Raw genomic sequence first — 16,386 nt, forward strand, 5'->3', positions numbered from 1 at the left:
GGTACTGCAGGGGGGACCCTGTGGGAGAGTAGGACGCCGCCGAACAATTTTTCCGGGAAAGCCCCGTGCCTTGTGGCACGGGGCTTTTCTGCGTTTACGACTTGACCGGCACCATCGCCGAGGAGAATCCAGGAGAAACGCGAGCTGGAGCGGGAAGTCCCCCGGATGCTTCTCGGCCTCAGAGCCGGCAGAGCAGGGCGCTGGGCTCTGAGTCAGAGACGGCCTGCGGCCTTCAGAGCCAAGTACGCATCGGCAAGTGCTGGAGCGAGATTCTCCGGAGTGGCGTCCACGACGACAACGCCGTGGCGGCGGAGCTTGTCGGCCGTGCGGCGACGGTCGGCCCGGGCCTGGCCGGCGGCTGCCGCGTCGTACACCGAGTCGACAGTTCCCCGGGCGTGGGCCATCTCCTCGATCCGAGGGTCGGAGACCGCGGCCAGCAGAACGGTGTGGCGCTGGGTCAGCTGAGGCAACACCGGGAGGAGTCCCTCCTCGATAGGAGCGGCCTCCAACGTCGTGAGGAGGACGATCAGCGAACCGCGGTGGGCGTCCGCGAGAGCGGCATTGCTCAAGCCTCGGGCGTCCGTCTCGATGAGCTCCGGTTCCAGCGGGGCCAGGGTGTTGACGACGGTGGCCAGAACATTGCCCGTGGTCGTCCTGCCTTGGACCCGGGCTCGGACCTGGCGGTCGTAGGCGAGGAGGCTGACGCGGTCGCCCGCCCGGGTGGCGAGGGCAGTGAGAAGGAGTGTGGCGTCCATCGAGGCGTCCAGGCGGGGGACATCGCCCACCCGGCCCGCTGCCGTGCGCCCGGTGTCGAGGACGATCAGGATGTGCCGGTCACGCTCGGGGCGCCACGTCCGGACCGCTACGGCGGACTGGCGTGCGGTGGCCCGCCAATCGATGGAGCGGGTGTCGTCGCCGGGTACGTAGGCCCGCAGACTGTCGAACTCCGTGCCTTCACCGCGTGTCAGGACGCTGGTGCGGCCGTCGAGTTCTCGGAGCCGGGCGAGTCGGGAAGGCAGATGCTTGCGGCTGGTGAACGGTGGCAGGACCCGTACGGTCCACGGTGCACGGTGCTGTCCTTGGCGGGCGGCGAGGCCCAGCGGTCCATACGAGCGGATGGTGATCCGTTCGGCCTGCCGTTCGCCGCGACGGGTCGGGCGCAGAACGGTGACCAGACGTCGCCGTTCCCCGGCGGGAATCGCCAGTGCGTGGCGGGAAGCGCTGTGTTCGGAGCCCGAGGCCCAGCTGCTGGGGGGCCAGGCATCCCGCAGCTGGGCGCGCAGGCGCCGACGCGAAGTGTTGGTCACTGTGAGTTGCACTTCGGCGGTGTCGCCGAGTCGAACGGATGTGTCACCAGATCGAGTGAATCGAAGCGTGCGCACTGGCGCGGCCAGGGCATAGTCACACAGAATTGCCAGAGAAAGCGGTGCGTTGACCGCAAGTATCCCGGTCCAGCTGGGAGCGAGGATGCCTACGGGGAGTGACCCCAGGGCGGCCAATAGCGCGGTACGTCCGGTGAGGGCCATGGTCACCGCCTCATCGGGGTACGGGCACGTGGGCGAGCACTGAGGCGATGACGGAGTCAGGGGTGACTCCTTCCATTTCCGCCTCGGGCCGCAGGTGGATGCGATGACGGAGCGTGGGGAGCGCCAAGGCCTTCACATCGTCCGGGATGACGTAGTCCCGGCCGGTCAGCCAGGCCCAGGCACGGGCGGTCGACAGCAGTGCGGTGGCGCCTCGGGGGGAGACCCCGAGGGCGAGCGAGGGGGAATCGCGCGTGGCACGGCAGATATCCACTACGTAGCCGGCGATCTCGGGGGAGACGGTCGTCTTCGCGACGGCTTCACGTGCTGTTTCCAGATCGGCGGGTCCGGCGACGGGCCGTATCCCCGCGGCCTTCAGGTCGCGCGGGTTGAAACCGTCGGCGTGACGGGTGAGGACGTCGATCTCGTCCTGCCGCGAAGGAAGCGGAACCGTCAGTTTGAGCAGGAAGCGGTCCAGTTGGGCTTCGGGGAGGGGATAGGTGCCTTCGTATTCGACGGGGTTCTGGGTCGCGGCGACGAGGAAGGGGTCGGGCAGCGGGCGCGCCGTCCCGTCGACGGTGACCTGTCTTTCCTCCATCGCTTCGAGGAGGGAGGACTGGGTCTTGGGAGGGGTGCGGTTGATCTCGTCGGCGATCAGCAGGTTGGTGAAGACGGGACCGGGCTGAAAGGAGAACTCAGCGGTGCGTGCGTCGTAGATCAGTGAACCCGTGACGTCGCTGGGCATCAGGTCGGGGGTGAACTGGACGCGTTTCGTGTCGAGTTCGAGCGACGCGGCAAGTGCGCGCACCAGCAGGGTCTTGGCCACTCCGGGTACGCCTTCGAGGAGTACGTGTCCCCGGCAGAGCAGTGCGACGACGAGTCCGGTGACGGCGGGGTCCTGGCCGACGACGGCCTTGGCGATCTCGGAGCGCAGAGCCTCCAAGGACGCGCGGGCGCTGTCGGACGGCTCCGGCCTCGCAGGCCTCACGGGGGCCGCTGCGGGCACCGTGGGCTCGGCCGGCTCAGGGGTCGGGGCGCTCATGAAGTGCGTACCTCTCTTTCGAGGGCGTCGAGTTGATCGGCGAGGAGGACCAGGGCGGCGTCGGTGGAGGGAGCCGTACCGAAGAGCAGGGTGCTGAGGTCGTGGTCCGCGGAGGTGACGCGTGCGGACACGGCGGCGAGGAGGACGCCGGGGGTGTGCGCGTCACGGGCGGGCACACCCGTGAGAGGGGCGATGCGTGTGCGGGCGGCGGCTCGGAGGGCCTCGGCGGCTCGGTCGCGGGCGTTGGCCTTGCGGTAGAGGAGTGAGCGGCCTTCGGCCGATTCGGACGCGCGGATGGCCACCGGCAGCCGTTCTGTCACCAGGGGGCCGAGTCGACGGGCCCGCCAGACGGCGGCGAGGACTGCGGCGAGGGCGAGCTGAAACGTCCCCCACAGCCAGCCGGAGGGGACAAGGTCGAGGAAGCTGCTCTCGTCGGCCGCGTCGTCCCTCGTCCCGCTCTCCGGCTGCTCTTCGTTCTCGCCGCCGGGGGAGCGGTCATCGATGGTTGCGGATGGATCTGTGAGCGAGGGGAGGTACCAGACGAGATGGGGACGGGAGCCGAGGAGTTGCAGGGCGAGCGAGGCGTTGCCCTGCTTGTCGAGACGCTCGTTGTGGAGGAGGTCGGGGGAACCGAGGACGACGGTGTCGCCGCCCGCACCGGTGGGGAGGACGACCAGACTGGGGAGGCCCGCAGCCGGGTAGCAGGTGATGGCGGTGGTGTCCTGCGTCGTGTAGCGGATGCCGCCCATGTCCGCCGTGCCTGCCAGTCGCGCGGCGGGCAGCCCGCACGAGGGGGCGAGAGGACTGACGGCGTGCTGCGGCTCGGCCCGGACACCCGGTGCGAGTCGGGTCGTTGCTCCCGGTCCCGGGGCGATCAGGAGGGTGCGTCCTGCGGACGCAGAGGCCGCCGCGTTCAGTCGGAGCAGCTGCGACCGTGTCAGGAGATTGGGTCCGGCGACGAGGAGGGTGGTGTCGGGGCCGGTCGCGGCGGTGGCTTCGTCGAGAGTGGTGGCGACGGTGACGGAGATGCCGCGGGCCTTGAGGAGTTCGGCCACGGCGCGGCTGCCCTTGGGGTCCGCCGAGCGGGGGTCGAGCTGTCCGTGGTTCGTTCCGGAACGTACGACGGCGAACGTGATGCCGGCGACGACGAGGATCAGGACGACGGCCAGGATGCCTCGCGCGCGGGTCCAGACCTGGCCGGGGGTGGGCGCGGTCGAGGTGGGGGAAGCGGTGGTCGCCGCGGTCATCCGGTGGCTCCTCGGGAGGTTCCGGGCAGCAGCGGCTTTGCCTCGTCGAGTTCGAGGTCGAGGGTGCGCAGGGACAGGTATGCCGACTGGTCCGCGGTGCGGCCCCCGTATGTCACGTCGTCGAAGCTCCGGGCGGCGGTGCGCAGTCGGGCGGTGTGCTCGGGCAGGGTACGGCCCGCTTCGGCTGCGGCCTCGTCGGCCGTGCGGCCGGGGCGGGGATCGAGCAGGGCCCGTTCCTCCAGGGACCGGACGACGGCACGCATGCGTTCCTGGACGGCCTCGGTCCAGCGCAGAGCCGCGGCGTGTGCCTCGGCGGCGGCACGGTGCTGGGCCGCGCTGCGGGGACCGTCGCTGTCGAAGAGAGCGTCCGCGCTCCGGGAGGAGCGTTTCGGGGTGCCGAGCCGCCACCAGAGGGCGGCGGCAAGGCCGATGACGACGACGACCAGGACGACGAGTCCGGCCGGGCCGCCCGGGGCGGCGCCCGCGGCGGCGTCGAACACGCCGGCGACCCAGTCCCAGAACTGGTTCAGGGCGCGCTGGAGGAAGTTCGGGTCGTTCTCGTGGTACATCGGCTTGGACAGCTCGCTCTCGGCCGCCTCGCGTGCGGGGAGACGCGGAGTGTCCACGGGGATGCCGCCCGCCGCCGTGCCCCGTCGTGCTGTGGCTATGCCCCCCGGCCCCGACACCGCATCAGCTCCTGGGGGTGTCGGCGTCGTAGCCGGGCAGACCCGCGGCCCGTGCGAGGTCGAGGTCCAGTGCTTCGCGGCGGATGCGCTGGTCCACGTAGAGGAGGGCCATCACGCCGGCGACGAAGGGGTAGATCAGCGTCGAGACGATCACTTCGCCGATGCCGGTGATGATCAGGAACGGCCAGCCGAAGGAAGGGGCGGTGCCGCTGAAGAGTTCGCCGGCGTCGGTCCCGTCGGCGATCACCGCGACGATGCCGAACGGGATGGAGACGAGGAACGTCAGCAGGAAGGTCAGCAGCCAGGTCAGGGCGAGGATCCCGAAGGTGCGCCACCAGGCGCCGCGGACCAGCTTCGCCGACCTGCGCAGTGCGGCCACGATGCTCTGTCGTTCCAGCATCAGCGCGGGGGCGGCGAGGGCGAAGCTGACGTTCAGCCAGAGCACTGCGACGCAGGCGGCGGCGAAGCCGAGGAGGGCGAGTGCCGCTCCCGCCTCGGAGCCCAGCAGCAGGCCGGGGCCGACGCCCACGGTCATGATCGCGGCCATGATGAGGGTCACCAGCACGGTCAGTCCGAGCAGCGGGAGCACCCGGGGGCGGGCCTCTGCCCAGGCGTCGGAGAGCGTGGTGGGACGGCCCACCACCGAGCGGCTGATGACCACGGTGATGATCGACGCGGTGAAGAGCGTGGCGATCATCATCACGAGAGAGGCCGGGGCCAGGGAGATCAGCGTCGTCCGGGCGGAGTCGGTGGCCTGGCGGAGAGCCTCGGCACCGGTGGCGTTCGGGTCGACGGAGGTCGGTTCCGGCAGCAGGTAGCGCTGCATGAGGATGACCGCGATCTGGGTGACCACCGAGACTGCGAGGCTGAAGCCGAGTGCGGTGCGCCAGTGGGCGCGCAGGGCGGATACGGAGCCGTCGAGGATCTCGCCGAGGCTCAGGGGGCGCAGCGGGATGACGCCGGGCTTCGCGGCCGGCGGCGGCCCTGCCCAGCCCTGTCGCTGCGGGCCACCGCCCCAGCCGGGTGCGGGCGGCCGAGTTCCGGGGCCGCTGCCGGGGTTGCTCGGTGGGGACCACTGCCCGGGAGGCGGCTGCTCGGGGGACCACTGTCCCGTCGGGCCGCTTCCGTCCTGGGGTCCGGAGGGGCGGGGAATCGCCGTCTCCTTGCCGTCGGAGGGGGCAGATCCGGGCGACGCCCAGCCCGGAGAGTCGTTCATTCTCGCTCCTTCACCGTCCTGACCGCTCATCGGGGCGGCAGGTTGGCAGCCATCGTGCCACGCGTAGGTCCGGGGCGGATCAGCCGCTCTGCCTCCTCCGTGTCTTCATGTGCGGTCGGCTCACCGGGCAGACTGGACGGATGGCTGATCAGGACGCGCAATCGACGGCGGGCTTCGAGCCTCCCGCGCTCTCCGTACTTCGCTGGGACGAGCCTCCGGAAGGTCCCGTGCTGGTGCTTCTCGACCAGACGCGGCTGCCCGCCGAGGAGGTCGAGCTGGTGTGCACCGACGTGCCCGCGCTGGTGCGGGCGATCCGGACACTGGCGGTGCGAGGGGCACCGCTGCTCGGGATCGCCGGGGGCTACGGGGTGGCGCTCGCCGCGGCGCGGGGCTTCGACGTCGCGGAGGCGGCCGGTCTCCTGGAGGGAGCGCGGCCCACCGCGGTGAACCTCGGTTACGGGGTGCGGCGGGTGGCGGCGGCCTACTGGGAGGCCTCCGGCAAGGGGGAGGGGGACGAGGCGGCCGCGGCGGCGGCGCTGGCCGAGGCTCGGGCGCTGCACCGGGAGGACGCCCTGGCCAGCAGGCGTATGGCGGAGCACGGCGAGGTGGTGCTCGAGGAGCTGCTGCCGGGTCGTGCCTACCGGCTGCTGACCCACTGCAACACCGGGGCGCTGGTCTCCGGGGGCGAGGGGACGGCGTTCGCCGTGGCGTTGCGGGTGCACCGGCAGGGGCGGCTGCGCCGGTTGTGGGTGGACGAGACGAGGCCGCTGCTCCAGGGGGCCCGGCTGACCGCGTACGAGGCTGCGCGCAACGGTCTGGCGTACAGCCTGCTCACGGACAATGCGGCGGGGTCCCTGTTCGCGGCCGGGGAGGTCGACGCGGTGTTGATAGGGGCGGACCGCATCGCCGCGGACGGCTCGGTGGCCAACAAGGTGGGGAGTTATCCGCTGGCCGTGCTCGCGAAGTATCACCACGTGCCCTTCATCGTGGTGGCGCCGACGACGACCGTGGATCTGGAGACCGCGGACGGCACATCGATCATCGTCGAGCAGCGTTCCGGGAGAGAAGTGACGGAGCTCACATCGCCGCAGGGTGCGTCGGGCGGCGGCGGAGGCGGGATGGCGGTCGCACCCCTCGGGGCCCCGGCGTACAACCCGGCCTTCGACGTCACACCGCCGGAACTGATCACGGCGATCGTCACCGAGGAGGGCGCTGTTTCCCCGGTTACGGGGGTCGGACTGGCAGAGCTGTGTGCCAGGTCATCGCAGGTAACGATTAGCTAATGGGATGATGTCGATTATGAAGGGACGCGTCCTTGTCGTCGACGACGACACCGCACTGGCCGAGATGCTCGGGATTGTGCTGCGTGGAGAAGGTTTCGAGCCGTCGTTCGTAGCGGACGGCGACAAGGCACTGGCCGCATTTCGTGAGGCCAAGCCGGACCTGGTGCTGCTCGACCTCATGCTGCCCGGAAGGGACGGCATCGAGGTGTGCAGGCTGATCAGGGCCGAGTCCGGTGTGCCGATCGTCATGCTCACTGCCAAGAGCGACACCGTCGATGTCGTGGTCGGCCTGGAGTCAGGGGCCGACGACTACATCGTCAAGCCGTTCAAACCTAAGGAGTTGGTTGCCCGGATCAGGGCACGTCTGCGGCGGTCCGAAGAGCCCGCGCCGGAACAGCTGACCATCGGTGACCTGGTCATCGACGTGGCCGGCCACTCCGTGAAGCGTGAGGGGCAGTCCATCGCCCTGACTCCGCTGGAGTTCGACCTGCTGGTCGCGCTCGCCCGTAAGCCGTGGCAGGTCTTCACCCGTGAGGTCCTGCTGGAACAGGTGTGGGGTTACCGCCACGCGGCCGATACCCGCCTGGTGAATGTGCATGTCCAGCGTCTGCGTTCCAAGGTCGAGAAAGACCCGGAGCGGCCGGAGATCGTCGTGACGGTCCGAGGCGTCGGCTACAAGGCCGGACCGAGCTGAGATGCCCCGAGGCAGCGCTGCTCCGGGGCCCGGCGAGCCGGGAGTCCGTACGGAGCGGGCTGCCGGACCGGGGCGGAAGGCGTCACGTATGAGCCGTTTCCTGCAGGGCGGCCGGTTGTTCCAGGACCGGACGCCCGGCGGGCCCGTACCGCGCTTGCTGATGCGGTGGGTACGCCGTCCGTTGCTGCCCGCCGTCCGGTTGTGGCGGCGCAATCTGCAGCTCCGCGTCGTCGCGGGCACCCTGCTGATGTCGATCGTCGTCGTGCTGCTGCTCGGCTTCGTCGTCATCGGCCAGGTGCGCAACGGCCTGCTCGAAGCCAAGGGCACGGCCGCCCAGACCCAGGCCGCCGGCGGCTTCGCCGCGGCCCAGGAGAAGGCCAACGCCCCCCTCGCCCCCGACGGGCAGGGGAGCGAGGGCACCGACGACATGACCGGCAGCACCTCCTGGCGCACCGAGCTCGTCGACCAACTCGCCAGCGGCGGCAAGAACGCCTTCAACGTGGTGGCGCTCAGCGTCGACTCGGTGACCGAGGGCGCGAGCAGCCGTGCCGCACGCGGTTCGGGCAGCGTCGAGGCGGCCAGTGTGCCCGAGCGCCTGCGGCAGAAAGTGAGCAACGGGCAGGGCGCGTTCCAGACGTACTCCGAGATCCGGTACTCGTACGGCAACGAGGCGCAACCGGGGCTCGTCGTCGGCAAGCGGCTCTACGACATCGATCAACAGCCCTACGAGCTCTACTACCTCTTCCCGCTCACGCAGGAGGAGAAGTCTCTGACCTTGGTCAAGACGACCCTGGCGACCGCCGGACTGTTCGTCGTCGTGCTGCTCGGGGCCATCGCCTGGTTCGTGGTGCGGCAGGTCGTCACACCGGTGCGGATGGCCGCCGGTATCGCCGAGCGGCTCTCCGCCGGCAAGCTCCAGGAACGGATGAAGGTCACCGGCGAGGACGACATCGCCCGGCTCGGCGAGGCCTTCAACAAGATGGCCCAGAACCTCCAGCTGAAGATCCAGCAGCTGGAGGAGCTCTCCCGGATGCAGCGGCGCTTCGTCTCCGACGTCTCGCACGAGCTGCGGACCCCCCTGACGACCGTCAGGATGGCCGCCGACGTCATCCACGAGGCGCGTGCCGACTTCGACCCCATCACCGCTCGCTCCGCCGAGCTGCTGGGCGACCAGCTCGACCGGTTCGAGTCGCTGCTCGCCGATCTGCTGGAGATCAGCCGGTTCGACGCGGGCGCCGCGGCCCTGGAGGCCGAGCCGATAGACCTGCGGACCGTGGTGCACCGGGTGATCGGCGGCGCCGAGCCGCTCGCCGAGCGCAAGGGAACCCGGATCCTGGTCGTCGGCGACGAGCAGCCGGTGATAGCCGAGGCCGATCCCCGCCGCGTCGAACGCGTCCTGCGCAACCTCGTGGTCAACGCCGTCGAGCACGGTGAGGGCCGGGACGTCGTGGTGCGGATGGGTGTGGCGCAGGGCGCGGTCGCCGTGGCCGTCCGGGACTACGGCGTCGGGCTCAAGCCGGGCGAGGCGACCCGGGTCTTCAACCGGTTCTGGCGTGCCGACCCGGCGCGGGCCCGGACGACCGGCGGGACGGGTCTCGGCCTGTCGATCGCCGTGGAGGACGCCCGGCTGCACGGCGGCTGGCTCCAGGCCTGGGGCGAGCCGGGGGGCGGCTCCCAGTTCAGGCTGACCCTGCCGCGTACGGCGGACGAGCCCCTGCGTGGTTCGCCGATACCGCTGGAGCCCGAGGACTCGCGGCGCAACCGGGGCAACCGGGAACGCGAGGAGGCCGGGGCGGGCGCTTCGGACGACCACCGGCTGATGTCCGTGCCGGCCCAGCCCGGGGCCGGTGAGCGTTCGCCGCTGCCCGCGCCCGGTCGCGGCCCCGCCGTCCGCAACGGCGCCCCCTCGTCGGTGCACCCCGCGGCGCTGCCCGGCAGCGGGGCGCGAGTCGTGGCGCGCCCGGCCCAGGACCGCCCCGGTGGGCGTTCGGGCAATGGCGTTCTGAATTCCGACCAGGAGGACACCAGTCGTGGGTACTGACCGCCGTCCGGGCGGCCGAGGACGGGCGGTGCGGACGTCCGCGCTGCTGGGCTGCTGCATCGTCGTGCTGGCCGGGTGCGGCTCGATGCCGGTGACCGGGGACGTCAAGGCGGTCGACGCCTCGCAGCCCGGGGACTCCCAGGTGCAGGTGTACGCGGTGGCGCCCCGGGAAGGCGCGCCGCCCAGCGAGATCGTCGACGGCTTCCTGGAGTCGATGACCAGTGATGACCCCGCGTTCGCGACCACCCGGAAGTACCTGAGCGCCGACGCCCGGCGTACCTGGCAGCCCGGCGGGGGGACCACGGTGCTCGCCCAGGCCCCCAACCGCAGTGGCCCCCTCCTTCACGACGAGGACAACCGGGCGACCCGGGACAAGGAGACGACCTACACGCTGACCGGTGAGAAGGTGGCGGAGGTCGACGCCCAGAGCTCCTACCGTCCGCTCGCGCCCACCGACTACGCCCAGGCCCTGCACCTGGTGCTGGAGAAGGGGGTGGACGGGAAGCAGGAGTGGCGCATCGACGTCGTTCCGGACGGCCTGGTCCTCGGGCAGTCCGACTTCAAGCGGCTCTACCGCTCCGTGAACAAGTACTACTTCGCCACCGGGCGCGCGAACGGCCGGTCGACGCTCGTCGCGGACCCCGTCTACGTGCGCAACCGTACGGATCCGGTCACGCGTATGGACACCGTCACACAGACCGTCAGGACGCTGCTCGACGGGCCGACGAATTGGCTGCGGCCCGTGGCCGACTCCCGCTTCCCGACGGGCACCGCGCTGCGCAAGGACACCATCGCGCTGCCCCAGGACGACCAGAACGTCCTGAAGGTGCCGCTCAACAGCAAGGCCGACAAGGCGAGCCCCCGTGCCTGCCGCATGATGGCCGCACAGGTGCTGTTCACACTCAGGGACCTGACCTCCGCGCGGGTCGAGCGGGTGGAGCTGGAGGGCGGCGGGGGCGCTGAGCTCTGCGCGTTGGACGCCGACGACGCGCCGGAATTCTCCGGCGACCACGGCTCCGACGGGGACGACAGCCAGTACTTCATCAACGACAAGGGCCAGGTGGAGCGGGTCTCCGGCGCCACCGACGCCACCGGCACCCCCGAGCCCGTGACCGGCCCGCTCGGTACGGGCACCGTCCCGATGAGCGCCGTCGGGGTGGCCCGGGACGAAGAACGGGCCGCCGCGATCTCCTCCCAGGCGCAGCACCTCTACGTGTCCTCCCTGGAGACGGACGGCGAGCTGGACGACCCTCTCGTCAGCAGCAAGGCGAAGAAGGCCGCCGACCGGCTGTCGTCCCCGAGCTGGGACGGCCTCGGTGACCTGTGGGTCGCCGACCGCGATCCGGCCGGTCCCCGGCTGCTGCGGCTGACCGCCGGTACGGGCGAGCCGCAGGAGGTCCGGGTGCCGGGTCTCGACGGCGCCCGGATCGAGGAGCTGCGGATGTCCGCGGACGGGGTGCGGATCGCCCTGCTGCTGAGGAAGGACGGCCGTACGACGCTGAACATCGGCCGGGTCGAGCGCCGGGGCTCCCCCGTGGCGCCCGAGATCGCGGTCGAGGACCTGCGCCAGGCCGCGCCGCAGCTCACGGACGTGACGGCCGTCTCCTGGTCCGGACGCAGCCGTCTGGTGGTGGTCGGCAAGGAGGAGGGCGGTGTCCAGCAGGTGCGTTACGTGCAGGCGGACGGCTCCACATCGGCCTCGGGGTCGCTGCCCGGGGTGAACCAGGTCCAGTCGGTCGCCGCGGCGGACGACGAGCTGCTTCCGCTGATGGCGGAGACCGTCGGCGACGGCATAGTGAAGCTCTCCCCGGGGGACAACTGGCAGACGGTTCTCAAACAGGGCACGTCGTTGGTCTACCCCGGCTGATCCGGCAGCAGGCCGGGACCCGCCGGGCGCCGAGGGTTTTCCACAGGGGTGGTCCGCTCGGGGCGGCCCCGGCACAGTGGAGCCATGCGGAACGCGTGGCAGGAACTGTCCGGTCTGCTTCTGCCGGTCGCCTGCGCCGGCTGCGGCGGGCCGCGCACCGAGCTGTGCACGGCCTGCGGGGACGCGCTGCACGGTACGCCCGTCCGCCTGGTCCGGCCCTCGCCGCGGCCTTCGGGGCTCCCGCTGGTGTACGCGGCCGCGCCGTACGAGAACGCCGTACGCGCGGTTCTGCTGGCCCACAAGGAGCGAGGGGCACTGGGGCTGGCCGGGGCGCTCGGACGGGCCCTGGCGGGTTGTGTACGGGCCTGGGCGCGGCGGCCGGGCGGAGCGGGCCCGCTGTTGCTCGTCCCCGTGCCCTCCGCGCGATCCTCGACCGCGGCGCGTGGCCACGACCCGGTGCGCAGGATCGCCGCCGCGGCCGCACGGGAGCTGCGGCGCGAGGGGCTGCCGGCCGAGGTGCTTCCGCTGCTGCGGCAGCGGCGCGCGGTCGCCGACCAGTCGGGTCTCGGGGCGCGGCAGCGGCGGGCGAATCTGGCCGGCGCGCTGGAGCTCACGGTGGAGGGAGGGCGGCTTTTCCGGCACGGGCTTCTCGGGCGCGGCGGACCTCTCCGGTTCGACCGGGTGATCCTGGTCGACGATCTGTTGACGACGGGATCGACGCTGGCGGAGGCGGCGCGGGCCGTCGGCGAGGCGAGCGGTGCCGGTCGGGAGCGCTCCGTGCACGGAGCGTGCCGGGCAGCGGTCGTCGCGGCCTCTCCCTCCGCCTTCGAAATAAACCGGAACTGACCGGGAACCCGCATCGTTGCAGGTAATGAGAGGGCAATACCCCCTGAACGGAGGTACGTGTCAGTAGCGGGTGCCGAGACCCTGCTGCGCAGGCTATGTTCGGTTGTGAGGAACGGTGAATGCCGAACCTCGATGAATGCACCCTCAGGTTTCGGGCAGGTAACTCACCGGTAGGAGAAGCACGCAAGTCGGTGGGGTTGCGACCCTTCCGACGGGGGAGGAGGAGGCGAAAGCCACCGAGTCCGAGGCCCTGGTGATCTCCGGGGCCTGGTGCAAAAGGGAGATGCTCCGCCGCTGAGCGGGGCGATCCGGGAACGGAGTTCTGCGTGGACATCGTCGTCAAGGGCCGCAAGACCGAGGTGCCCGAGCGGTTCCGCAAGCACGTGGCCGAGAAGCTGAAGCTGGACAAGATCCAGAAGTTCGACGGCAAGGTGATCAGCCTCGACGTCGAGGTGTCCAAGGAGCCGAATCCCCGTCAGGCCGACCGTTCCGACCGGGTGGAGATCACGCTCCGCTCCCGGGGACCGGTCATCCGGGCGGAAGCGGCGGCGGGCGACCCTTACGCAGCGCTCGACCTGGCCACCGGAAAGCTGGAGGCCCGGCTGCGCAAGCAGCACGACAAGCGCTACAGCCGCCGGGGCAACGGCCGTCTGTCGGCTGCCGAGGTCGGGGACGTGGTCCCCGGTGTCGCTTCGTTCGACGAGGACGGTGAACTGGTCGGCGAGCAGCCGTCGGAGCCCGTCCCCACCACGAAGATCGGCTCGCTCGAAGTGCAGGGCGAGGGGCCGCTCGTGATGCGCGAGAAGACCCACACCGCCGCACCGATGTCGCTCGACCAGGCGCTCTACGAGATGGAACTGGTCGGCCACGACTTCTACTTGTTCGTCGACTCCGAGACGAAGGAGCCCAGCGTCGTCTACCGGCGACACGCCTACGACTACGGCGTCATCCACCTGAGGACCGACCCGCTCGCCGCGGACGAAGCGGGCGGCGCGGGCGGTGCGCTCGGCGGCTGAGGCCACGACGTCGAGGTGCCTCCGGGGCGTTTTCGCGCCACCGGGGGCACCCGCGCACGGGCACAGGACGACCGTTCCGGGGGCCGGGCATGGAATCATGGCGGCCCGAGCCAATCGGTGTTCTGTGAAGTGCCGTTGGCGAACGACCGACACTTCAGGCCGTGGCCTTCAGGGGGAGGAACGATGGCGGACACCTTCGGGCCCGTGCGCGATGCGAATGACTCCGACGACACCGGTGCGTACACCGGCACCGACGCGGACGGCGCTTCACGCAAGGAGCCCATCAGGGTCCTCGTGGTCGATGACCACGCGCTCTTCCGCAGAGGTCTGGAGATCGTCCTCGCGCAGGAGGAGGACATCCAGGTCATCGGCGAGGCCGGGGACGGCTCCGAGGCAGTGGACAAGGCAGCAGACCTGCTGCCCGACATCGTTCTGATGGACGTCCGGATGCCCAAGCGCGGTGGCATCGAGGCCTGTACCGCCATCAAGGAGGTGGCCCCCAGCGCGAAGATCATCATGTTGACGATCAGCGATGAGGAAGCCGATCTCTACGAGGCGATCAAGGCGGGCGCGACCGGATACCTCCTCAAGGAGATCTCCACCGACGAGGTCGCCACGGCCATTCGCGCGGTTGCGGACGGGCAGTCCCAGATCAGCCCCTCCATGGCCTCCAAGCTGCTCACCGAGTTCAAATCGATGATCCAGCGCACCGACGAGCGACGGCTCGTTCCGGCGCCCCGGCTCACCGAACGCGAGCTGGAAGTGCTGAAACTCGTGGCGACCGGCATGAACAACCGTGATATCGCCAAGGAGTTGTTCATTTCCGAGAACACGGTGAAGAACCACGTCCGCAATATCCTGGAGAAACTCCAGCTGCACTCCCGGATGGAAGCCGTGGTCTACGCCATGCGCGAGAAGATCCTGGAGATCAGGTAGCGGACGGCCCCGGCCCGGCCCCGCTCGGGCCCGGGCCGGTCAGCGGTGGGCGCGCTGGAGCGCGTGGCCGATCTCTGCCCTGAGCGGCTCGTGCAGCTCCGGTGCTTCCACCCGGTCCACCCGGATGTCCGTGCAGCCCACCCAGGCCGCCGCCTCCACCAGGGCCTCAGCCATCGGGGCCACCGCCTTCGGGCCGGCCAGTGACGCCTGTCGGGCGACCAGGGTGGTGCCCTCACGCGCCGGGTCGACCCGGCCCTGGAGCTTCCCGCCCGCCAGCAACGGCATCGCGAAGTAGCCGTGGATCCGCTTCTGCTTGGGTACGTAGGCCTCCAGCCGATGCGTGAAGTCGAAGATCCGCTCCGTGCGGGCCCGCTCCCAGATCAGGGAGTCGAACGGCGACAGCAGCGTCGTACGGTGGCGGCCGCGAACGTCCTTGGCCAGGGCCTCCGGGTCCGCCCAGGCCGGCTTCGCCCAGCCCTCCACCACGACCGGCACCAGCCCCGAGTGCGCCACCACGGCGTCGAACTCCTCGCCCTTCAGCCGGTGGTAGTCCGCGATGTCGCCGCGGGTGCCGACGCCCAGGGACCTGCCCGCCAGCGCCACCAGCCGCCGCCGGCACTCGGCGTCGCTCAGGTCGTCGTGGAGCAGCGCATCCGGAATGGCTCGCTCGGCCAGGTCGTAGACCCGCTTCCAGCCGCGCCGCTCGGTGCACACCACCTCGCCGTACATCAGGGCCCGCTCGACGGCGACCTTGGACGCCGACCAGTCCCACCACTCGCCGCCGTTCTTCGCGCCGCCCAGCTCGGTCGCCGTCAGCGGGCCCTCGTCGCGAAGCTGCTTGATCACGGTGTCGTAGGAGCCGTCGGGCAGATCGTGGCCCCAGTGCGGGCGGGAGCGGTAGGCGCGGCGGCGGAACGCGAAGTGCGGCCACTCCTCGACCGGCAGGATGCACGCCGCGTGCGACCAGTACTCGAAGGTCCGGCCGCCCGACCAGTAGGCGTCCTCCACCGTCCGGCGGCTCACCGGGCCCAGCCGGGCGTAGGGGATCAGCTCGTGCGAGCGGGCCAGCACCGAGATCGTGTCCAGCTGGACCGCGCCGAGGTGCCGCAGCACTCCCGGCACCCCTGCCCGGCGGTCCGGAGCCCCCAGGAAGCCCTGGGCGCGCAGCGCTATGCGGCGGGCCTGGTCGGCGGAGAGTTCGACTGCGGGAGGAGGCACAGGCGTCATACGTGGAACCCTAGTCGGCGCCGCTGACAGTTCAGGCCCGGATGCCGTACGCCGATCCCGTAGGTCACCGTCCGGAATCCGGGGCCCCGCCGGGCCGCGGTGCACGGCGCTCGGGGACGTACGGGTGGGCGCCCGCGAGTCCCAGGTCGGACGGGAGCAGGGCCGCCGTCCAGGCGTCGCGGCGCACCCCCTTGTTGAGCAGCCCGGACCGCTGGTCGCCCTCCAGCCGGAACCCCGCCCGCAGGACCACGGCCCGCGAGGCCAGGTTGCCGATCTCGGCCCGCCACTCCAGCCGGTCCGCCCCGAGGGAGGAGAAGGCCCAGCGGGCGGAGCCGAGCACCGCCTCGGTGACGTATCCGTGGCCGCGGTGCTCCTTGGCGGACCAGTAGCCGACCTCGTACGTCCCCGGCAGGCCGCGGCGGTCGATGCCGAGCGCACCGACGAGCGCCCCGGTCTCCCGCAGGATGAGGGCGAAGCCGTAGGCGGAGTCGTCCTGCCAGCCCGCCGGGCAGAGTTTCGTGGTGAACAGCTCCGCGTCGGTGAGGCGGTACGGGGAGGGGATCATCGTCCAGCGCTGGATGTCCGGGTCCTGGCAGGCGGTGTGCACGGGGTGGGTGTCCTGCGGACCGAAGGGCCGCAGGAGCAGACGTTCCGTGGTGAGGGTGATCGGCTCCATGGACCGATTCTCGTGAGCCCGCTTCCTCGATGCGAGCACTTTTGGGGCTTCCCGGCACCTTCCGTGCGTTTGGACCGTTGTCCTAT

14 protein-coding genes are annotated in these 16,386 nt (G+C 71.0%); 7 read left to right on the forward strand and 7 right to left on the reverse strand.

Annotated elements, in window-relative coordinates:
* Nucleotides 1-212: 212 nt before the first annotated feature.
* Genes ACIRJT_RS13620 through ACIRJT_RS13640 form a run of 5 tightly spaced genes read right to left on the reverse strand, consistent with a single transcriptional unit; the run spans nt 213 to nt 5,714 of the window.
* Nucleotides 213-1,526, reverse strand: coding sequence for a DUF58 domain-containing protein (locus ACIRJT_RS13620; RefSeq protein ID WP_403908267.1), 1,314 nt, complete (start codon nt 1,524-1,526; stop codon nt 213-215).
* Nucleotides 1,527-1,536: 10 nt separating this feature from the next.
* Nucleotides 1,537-2,565, reverse strand: coding sequence for an AAA family ATPase (locus tag ACIRJT_RS13625; RefSeq protein WP_403908269.1), 1,029 nt, complete (start codon nt 2,563-2,565; stop codon nt 1,537-1,539).
* Complete coding sequence (locus tag ACIRJT_RS13630) at nt 2,562-3,812, reverse strand: DUF4350 domain-containing protein (RefSeq protein ID WP_403908271.1); 1,251 nt, start codon at nt 3,810-3,812, stop codon at nt 2,562-2,564. Before ACIRJT_RS13630 ends, ACIRJT_RS13625 begins: the two co-directional genes overlap by 4 nt.
* A complete protein-coding gene (locus tag ACIRJT_RS13635; RefSeq protein ID WP_403908273.1) occupies nt 3,809-4,498 on the reverse strand; it encodes a DUF4129 domain-containing protein in 690 nt (229 codons plus the stop codon). The genes ACIRJT_RS13630 and ACIRJT_RS13635 overlap by 4 nt, the downstream gene beginning before the upstream one ends.
* A gap of 4 nt (nt 4,499-4,502) precedes the next feature.
* Complete coding sequence (locus tag ACIRJT_RS13640; protein ID WP_403908275.1) at nt 4,503-5,714, reverse strand: glycerophosphoryl diester phosphodiesterase membrane domain-containing protein; 1,212 nt, start codon at nt 5,712-5,714, stop codon at nt 4,503-4,505.
* A 140-nt stretch (nt 5,715-5,854) separates the two neighbouring features.
* On the opposite strand from ACIRJT_RS13640, the gene mtnA reads away from it, so the two are divergent.
* From mtnA to ACIRJT_RS13675, 7 genes are all read left to right on the forward strand, one after another.
* Nucleotides 5,855-6,997 (forward strand): S-methyl-5-thioribose-1-phosphate isomerase, encoded by a 1,143-nt coding sequence (gene mtnA, locus ACIRJT_RS13645; protein WP_403908277.1) that lies wholly within the window; start codon nt 5,855-5,857, stop codon nt 6,995-6,997.
* Nucleotides 6,998-7,001: 4 nt separating this feature from the next.
* Nucleotides 7,002-7,691 carry a two-component system response regulator MtrA gene (gene mtrA / locus ACIRJT_RS13650; RefSeq protein ID WP_007448372.1) on the forward strand — a complete coding sequence of 230 codons (690 nt, stop codon included), beginning with the start codon at nt 7,002-7,004 and terminating at the stop codon, nt 7,689-7,691.
* Nucleotide 7,692: 1 nt separating this feature from the next.
* Entirely contained in the window at nt 7,693-9,732 is a 2,040-nt protein-coding gene (gene mtrB, locus ACIRJT_RS13655) for an MtrAB system histidine kinase MtrB (protein WP_403908279.1), read from the forward strand.
* 28 nt (nt 9,733-9,760) lie between these two features.
* Entirely contained in the window at nt 9,761-11,599 is a 1,839-nt protein-coding gene (locus tag ACIRJT_RS13660) for an LpqB family beta-propeller domain-containing protein (protein WP_403908928.1), read from the forward strand.
* An 84-nt stretch (nt 11,600-11,683) separates the two neighbouring features.
* Nucleotides 11,684-12,445, forward strand: coding sequence for a ComF family protein (locus ACIRJT_RS13665; protein ID WP_403908281.1), 762 nt, complete (start codon nt 11,684-11,686; stop codon nt 12,443-12,445).
* Between the two features lie 326 nt (nt 12,446-12,771).
* Entirely contained in the window at nt 12,772-13,461 is a 690-nt protein-coding gene (gene hpf / locus ACIRJT_RS13670) for a ribosome hibernation-promoting factor, HPF/YfiA family (RefSeq protein ID WP_371623777.1), read from the forward strand.
* A gap of 183 nt (nt 13,462-13,644) precedes the next feature.
* Nucleotides 13,645-14,397 (forward strand): response regulator, encoded by a 753-nt coding sequence (locus tag ACIRJT_RS13675; protein ID WP_403908283.1) that lies wholly within the window; start codon nt 13,645-13,647, stop codon nt 14,395-14,397.
* 39 nt (nt 14,398-14,436) lie between these two features.
* Here ACIRJT_RS13675 and ACIRJT_RS13680 read toward each other — a convergent pair whose 3' ends face one another.
* Both ACIRJT_RS13680 and ACIRJT_RS13685 read right to left on the reverse strand, forming a co-directional pair.
* Nucleotides 14,437-15,624 (reverse strand): winged helix-turn-helix domain-containing protein, encoded by a 1,188-nt coding sequence (locus ACIRJT_RS13680; RefSeq protein WP_403908285.1) that lies wholly within the window; start codon nt 15,622-15,624, stop codon nt 14,437-14,439.
* A 64-nt stretch (nt 15,625-15,688) separates the two neighbouring features.
* A complete protein-coding gene (locus ACIRJT_RS13685) occupies nt 15,689-16,300 on the reverse strand; it encodes a GNAT family N-acetyltransferase (RefSeq protein ID WP_403908286.1) in 612 nt (203 codons plus the stop codon).
* Between the last annotated feature and the right edge of the window lie 86 nt (nt 16,301-16,386).

The sequence above is a fragment of the Streptomyces sp. NPDC102283 genome (assembly GCF_044766265.1).
In the GTDB taxonomy this organism is placed as follows: Bacteria; Actinomycetota; Actinomycetes; order Streptomycetales; family Streptomycetaceae; genus Streptomyces.

Excerpts from the sequence above, each read along its gene's own strand:
- ACIRJT_RS13685 (WP_403908286.1), bottom strand. The coding sequence starts at position 16,300 with ATGGAGCCGATCACCCTCACCACGGAACGTCTGCTCCTGCGGCCCTTC.
- mtnA (WP_403908277.1), top strand. The coding sequence starts at position 5,855 with ATGGCTGATCAGGACGCGCAATCGACGGCGGGCTTCGAGCCTCCCGCG.
- ACIRJT_RS13675 (WP_403908283.1), top strand. The coding sequence starts at position 13,645 with ATGGCGGACACCTTCGGGCCCGTGCGCGATGCGAATGACTCCGACGAC.
- ACIRJT_RS13640 (WP_403908275.1), bottom strand. The coding sequence starts at position 5,714 with ATGAACGACTCTCCGGGCTGGGCGTCGCCCGGATCTGCCCCCTCCGAC.
- ACIRJT_RS13680 (WP_403908285.1), bottom strand. The coding sequence starts at position 15,624 with ATGACGCCTGTGCCTCCTCCCGCAGTCGAACTCTCCGCCGACCAGGCC.
- ACIRJT_RS13620 (WP_403908267.1), bottom strand. The coding sequence starts at position 1,526 with ATGGCCCTCACCGGACGTACCGCGCTATTGGCCGCCCTGGGGTCACTC.
- mtrA (WP_007448372.1), top strand. The coding sequence starts at position 7,002 with ATGATGTCGATTATGAAGGGACGCGTCCTTGTCGTCGACGACGACACC.
- ACIRJT_RS13665 (WP_403908281.1), top strand. The coding sequence starts at position 11,684 with ATGCGGAACGCGTGGCAGGAACTGTCCGGTCTGCTTCTGCCGGTCGCC.
- ACIRJT_RS13625 (WP_403908269.1), bottom strand. The coding sequence starts at position 2,565 with ATGAGCGCCCCGACCCCTGAGCCGGCCGAGCCCACGGTGCCCGCAGCG.
- mtrB (WP_403908279.1), top strand. The coding sequence starts at position 7,693 with ATGCCCCGAGGCAGCGCTGCTCCGGGGCCCGGCGAGCCGGGAGTCCGT.
- ACIRJT_RS13630 (WP_403908271.1), bottom strand. The coding sequence starts at position 3,812 with ATGACCGCGGCGACCACCGCTTCCCCCACCTCGACCGCGCCCACCCCC.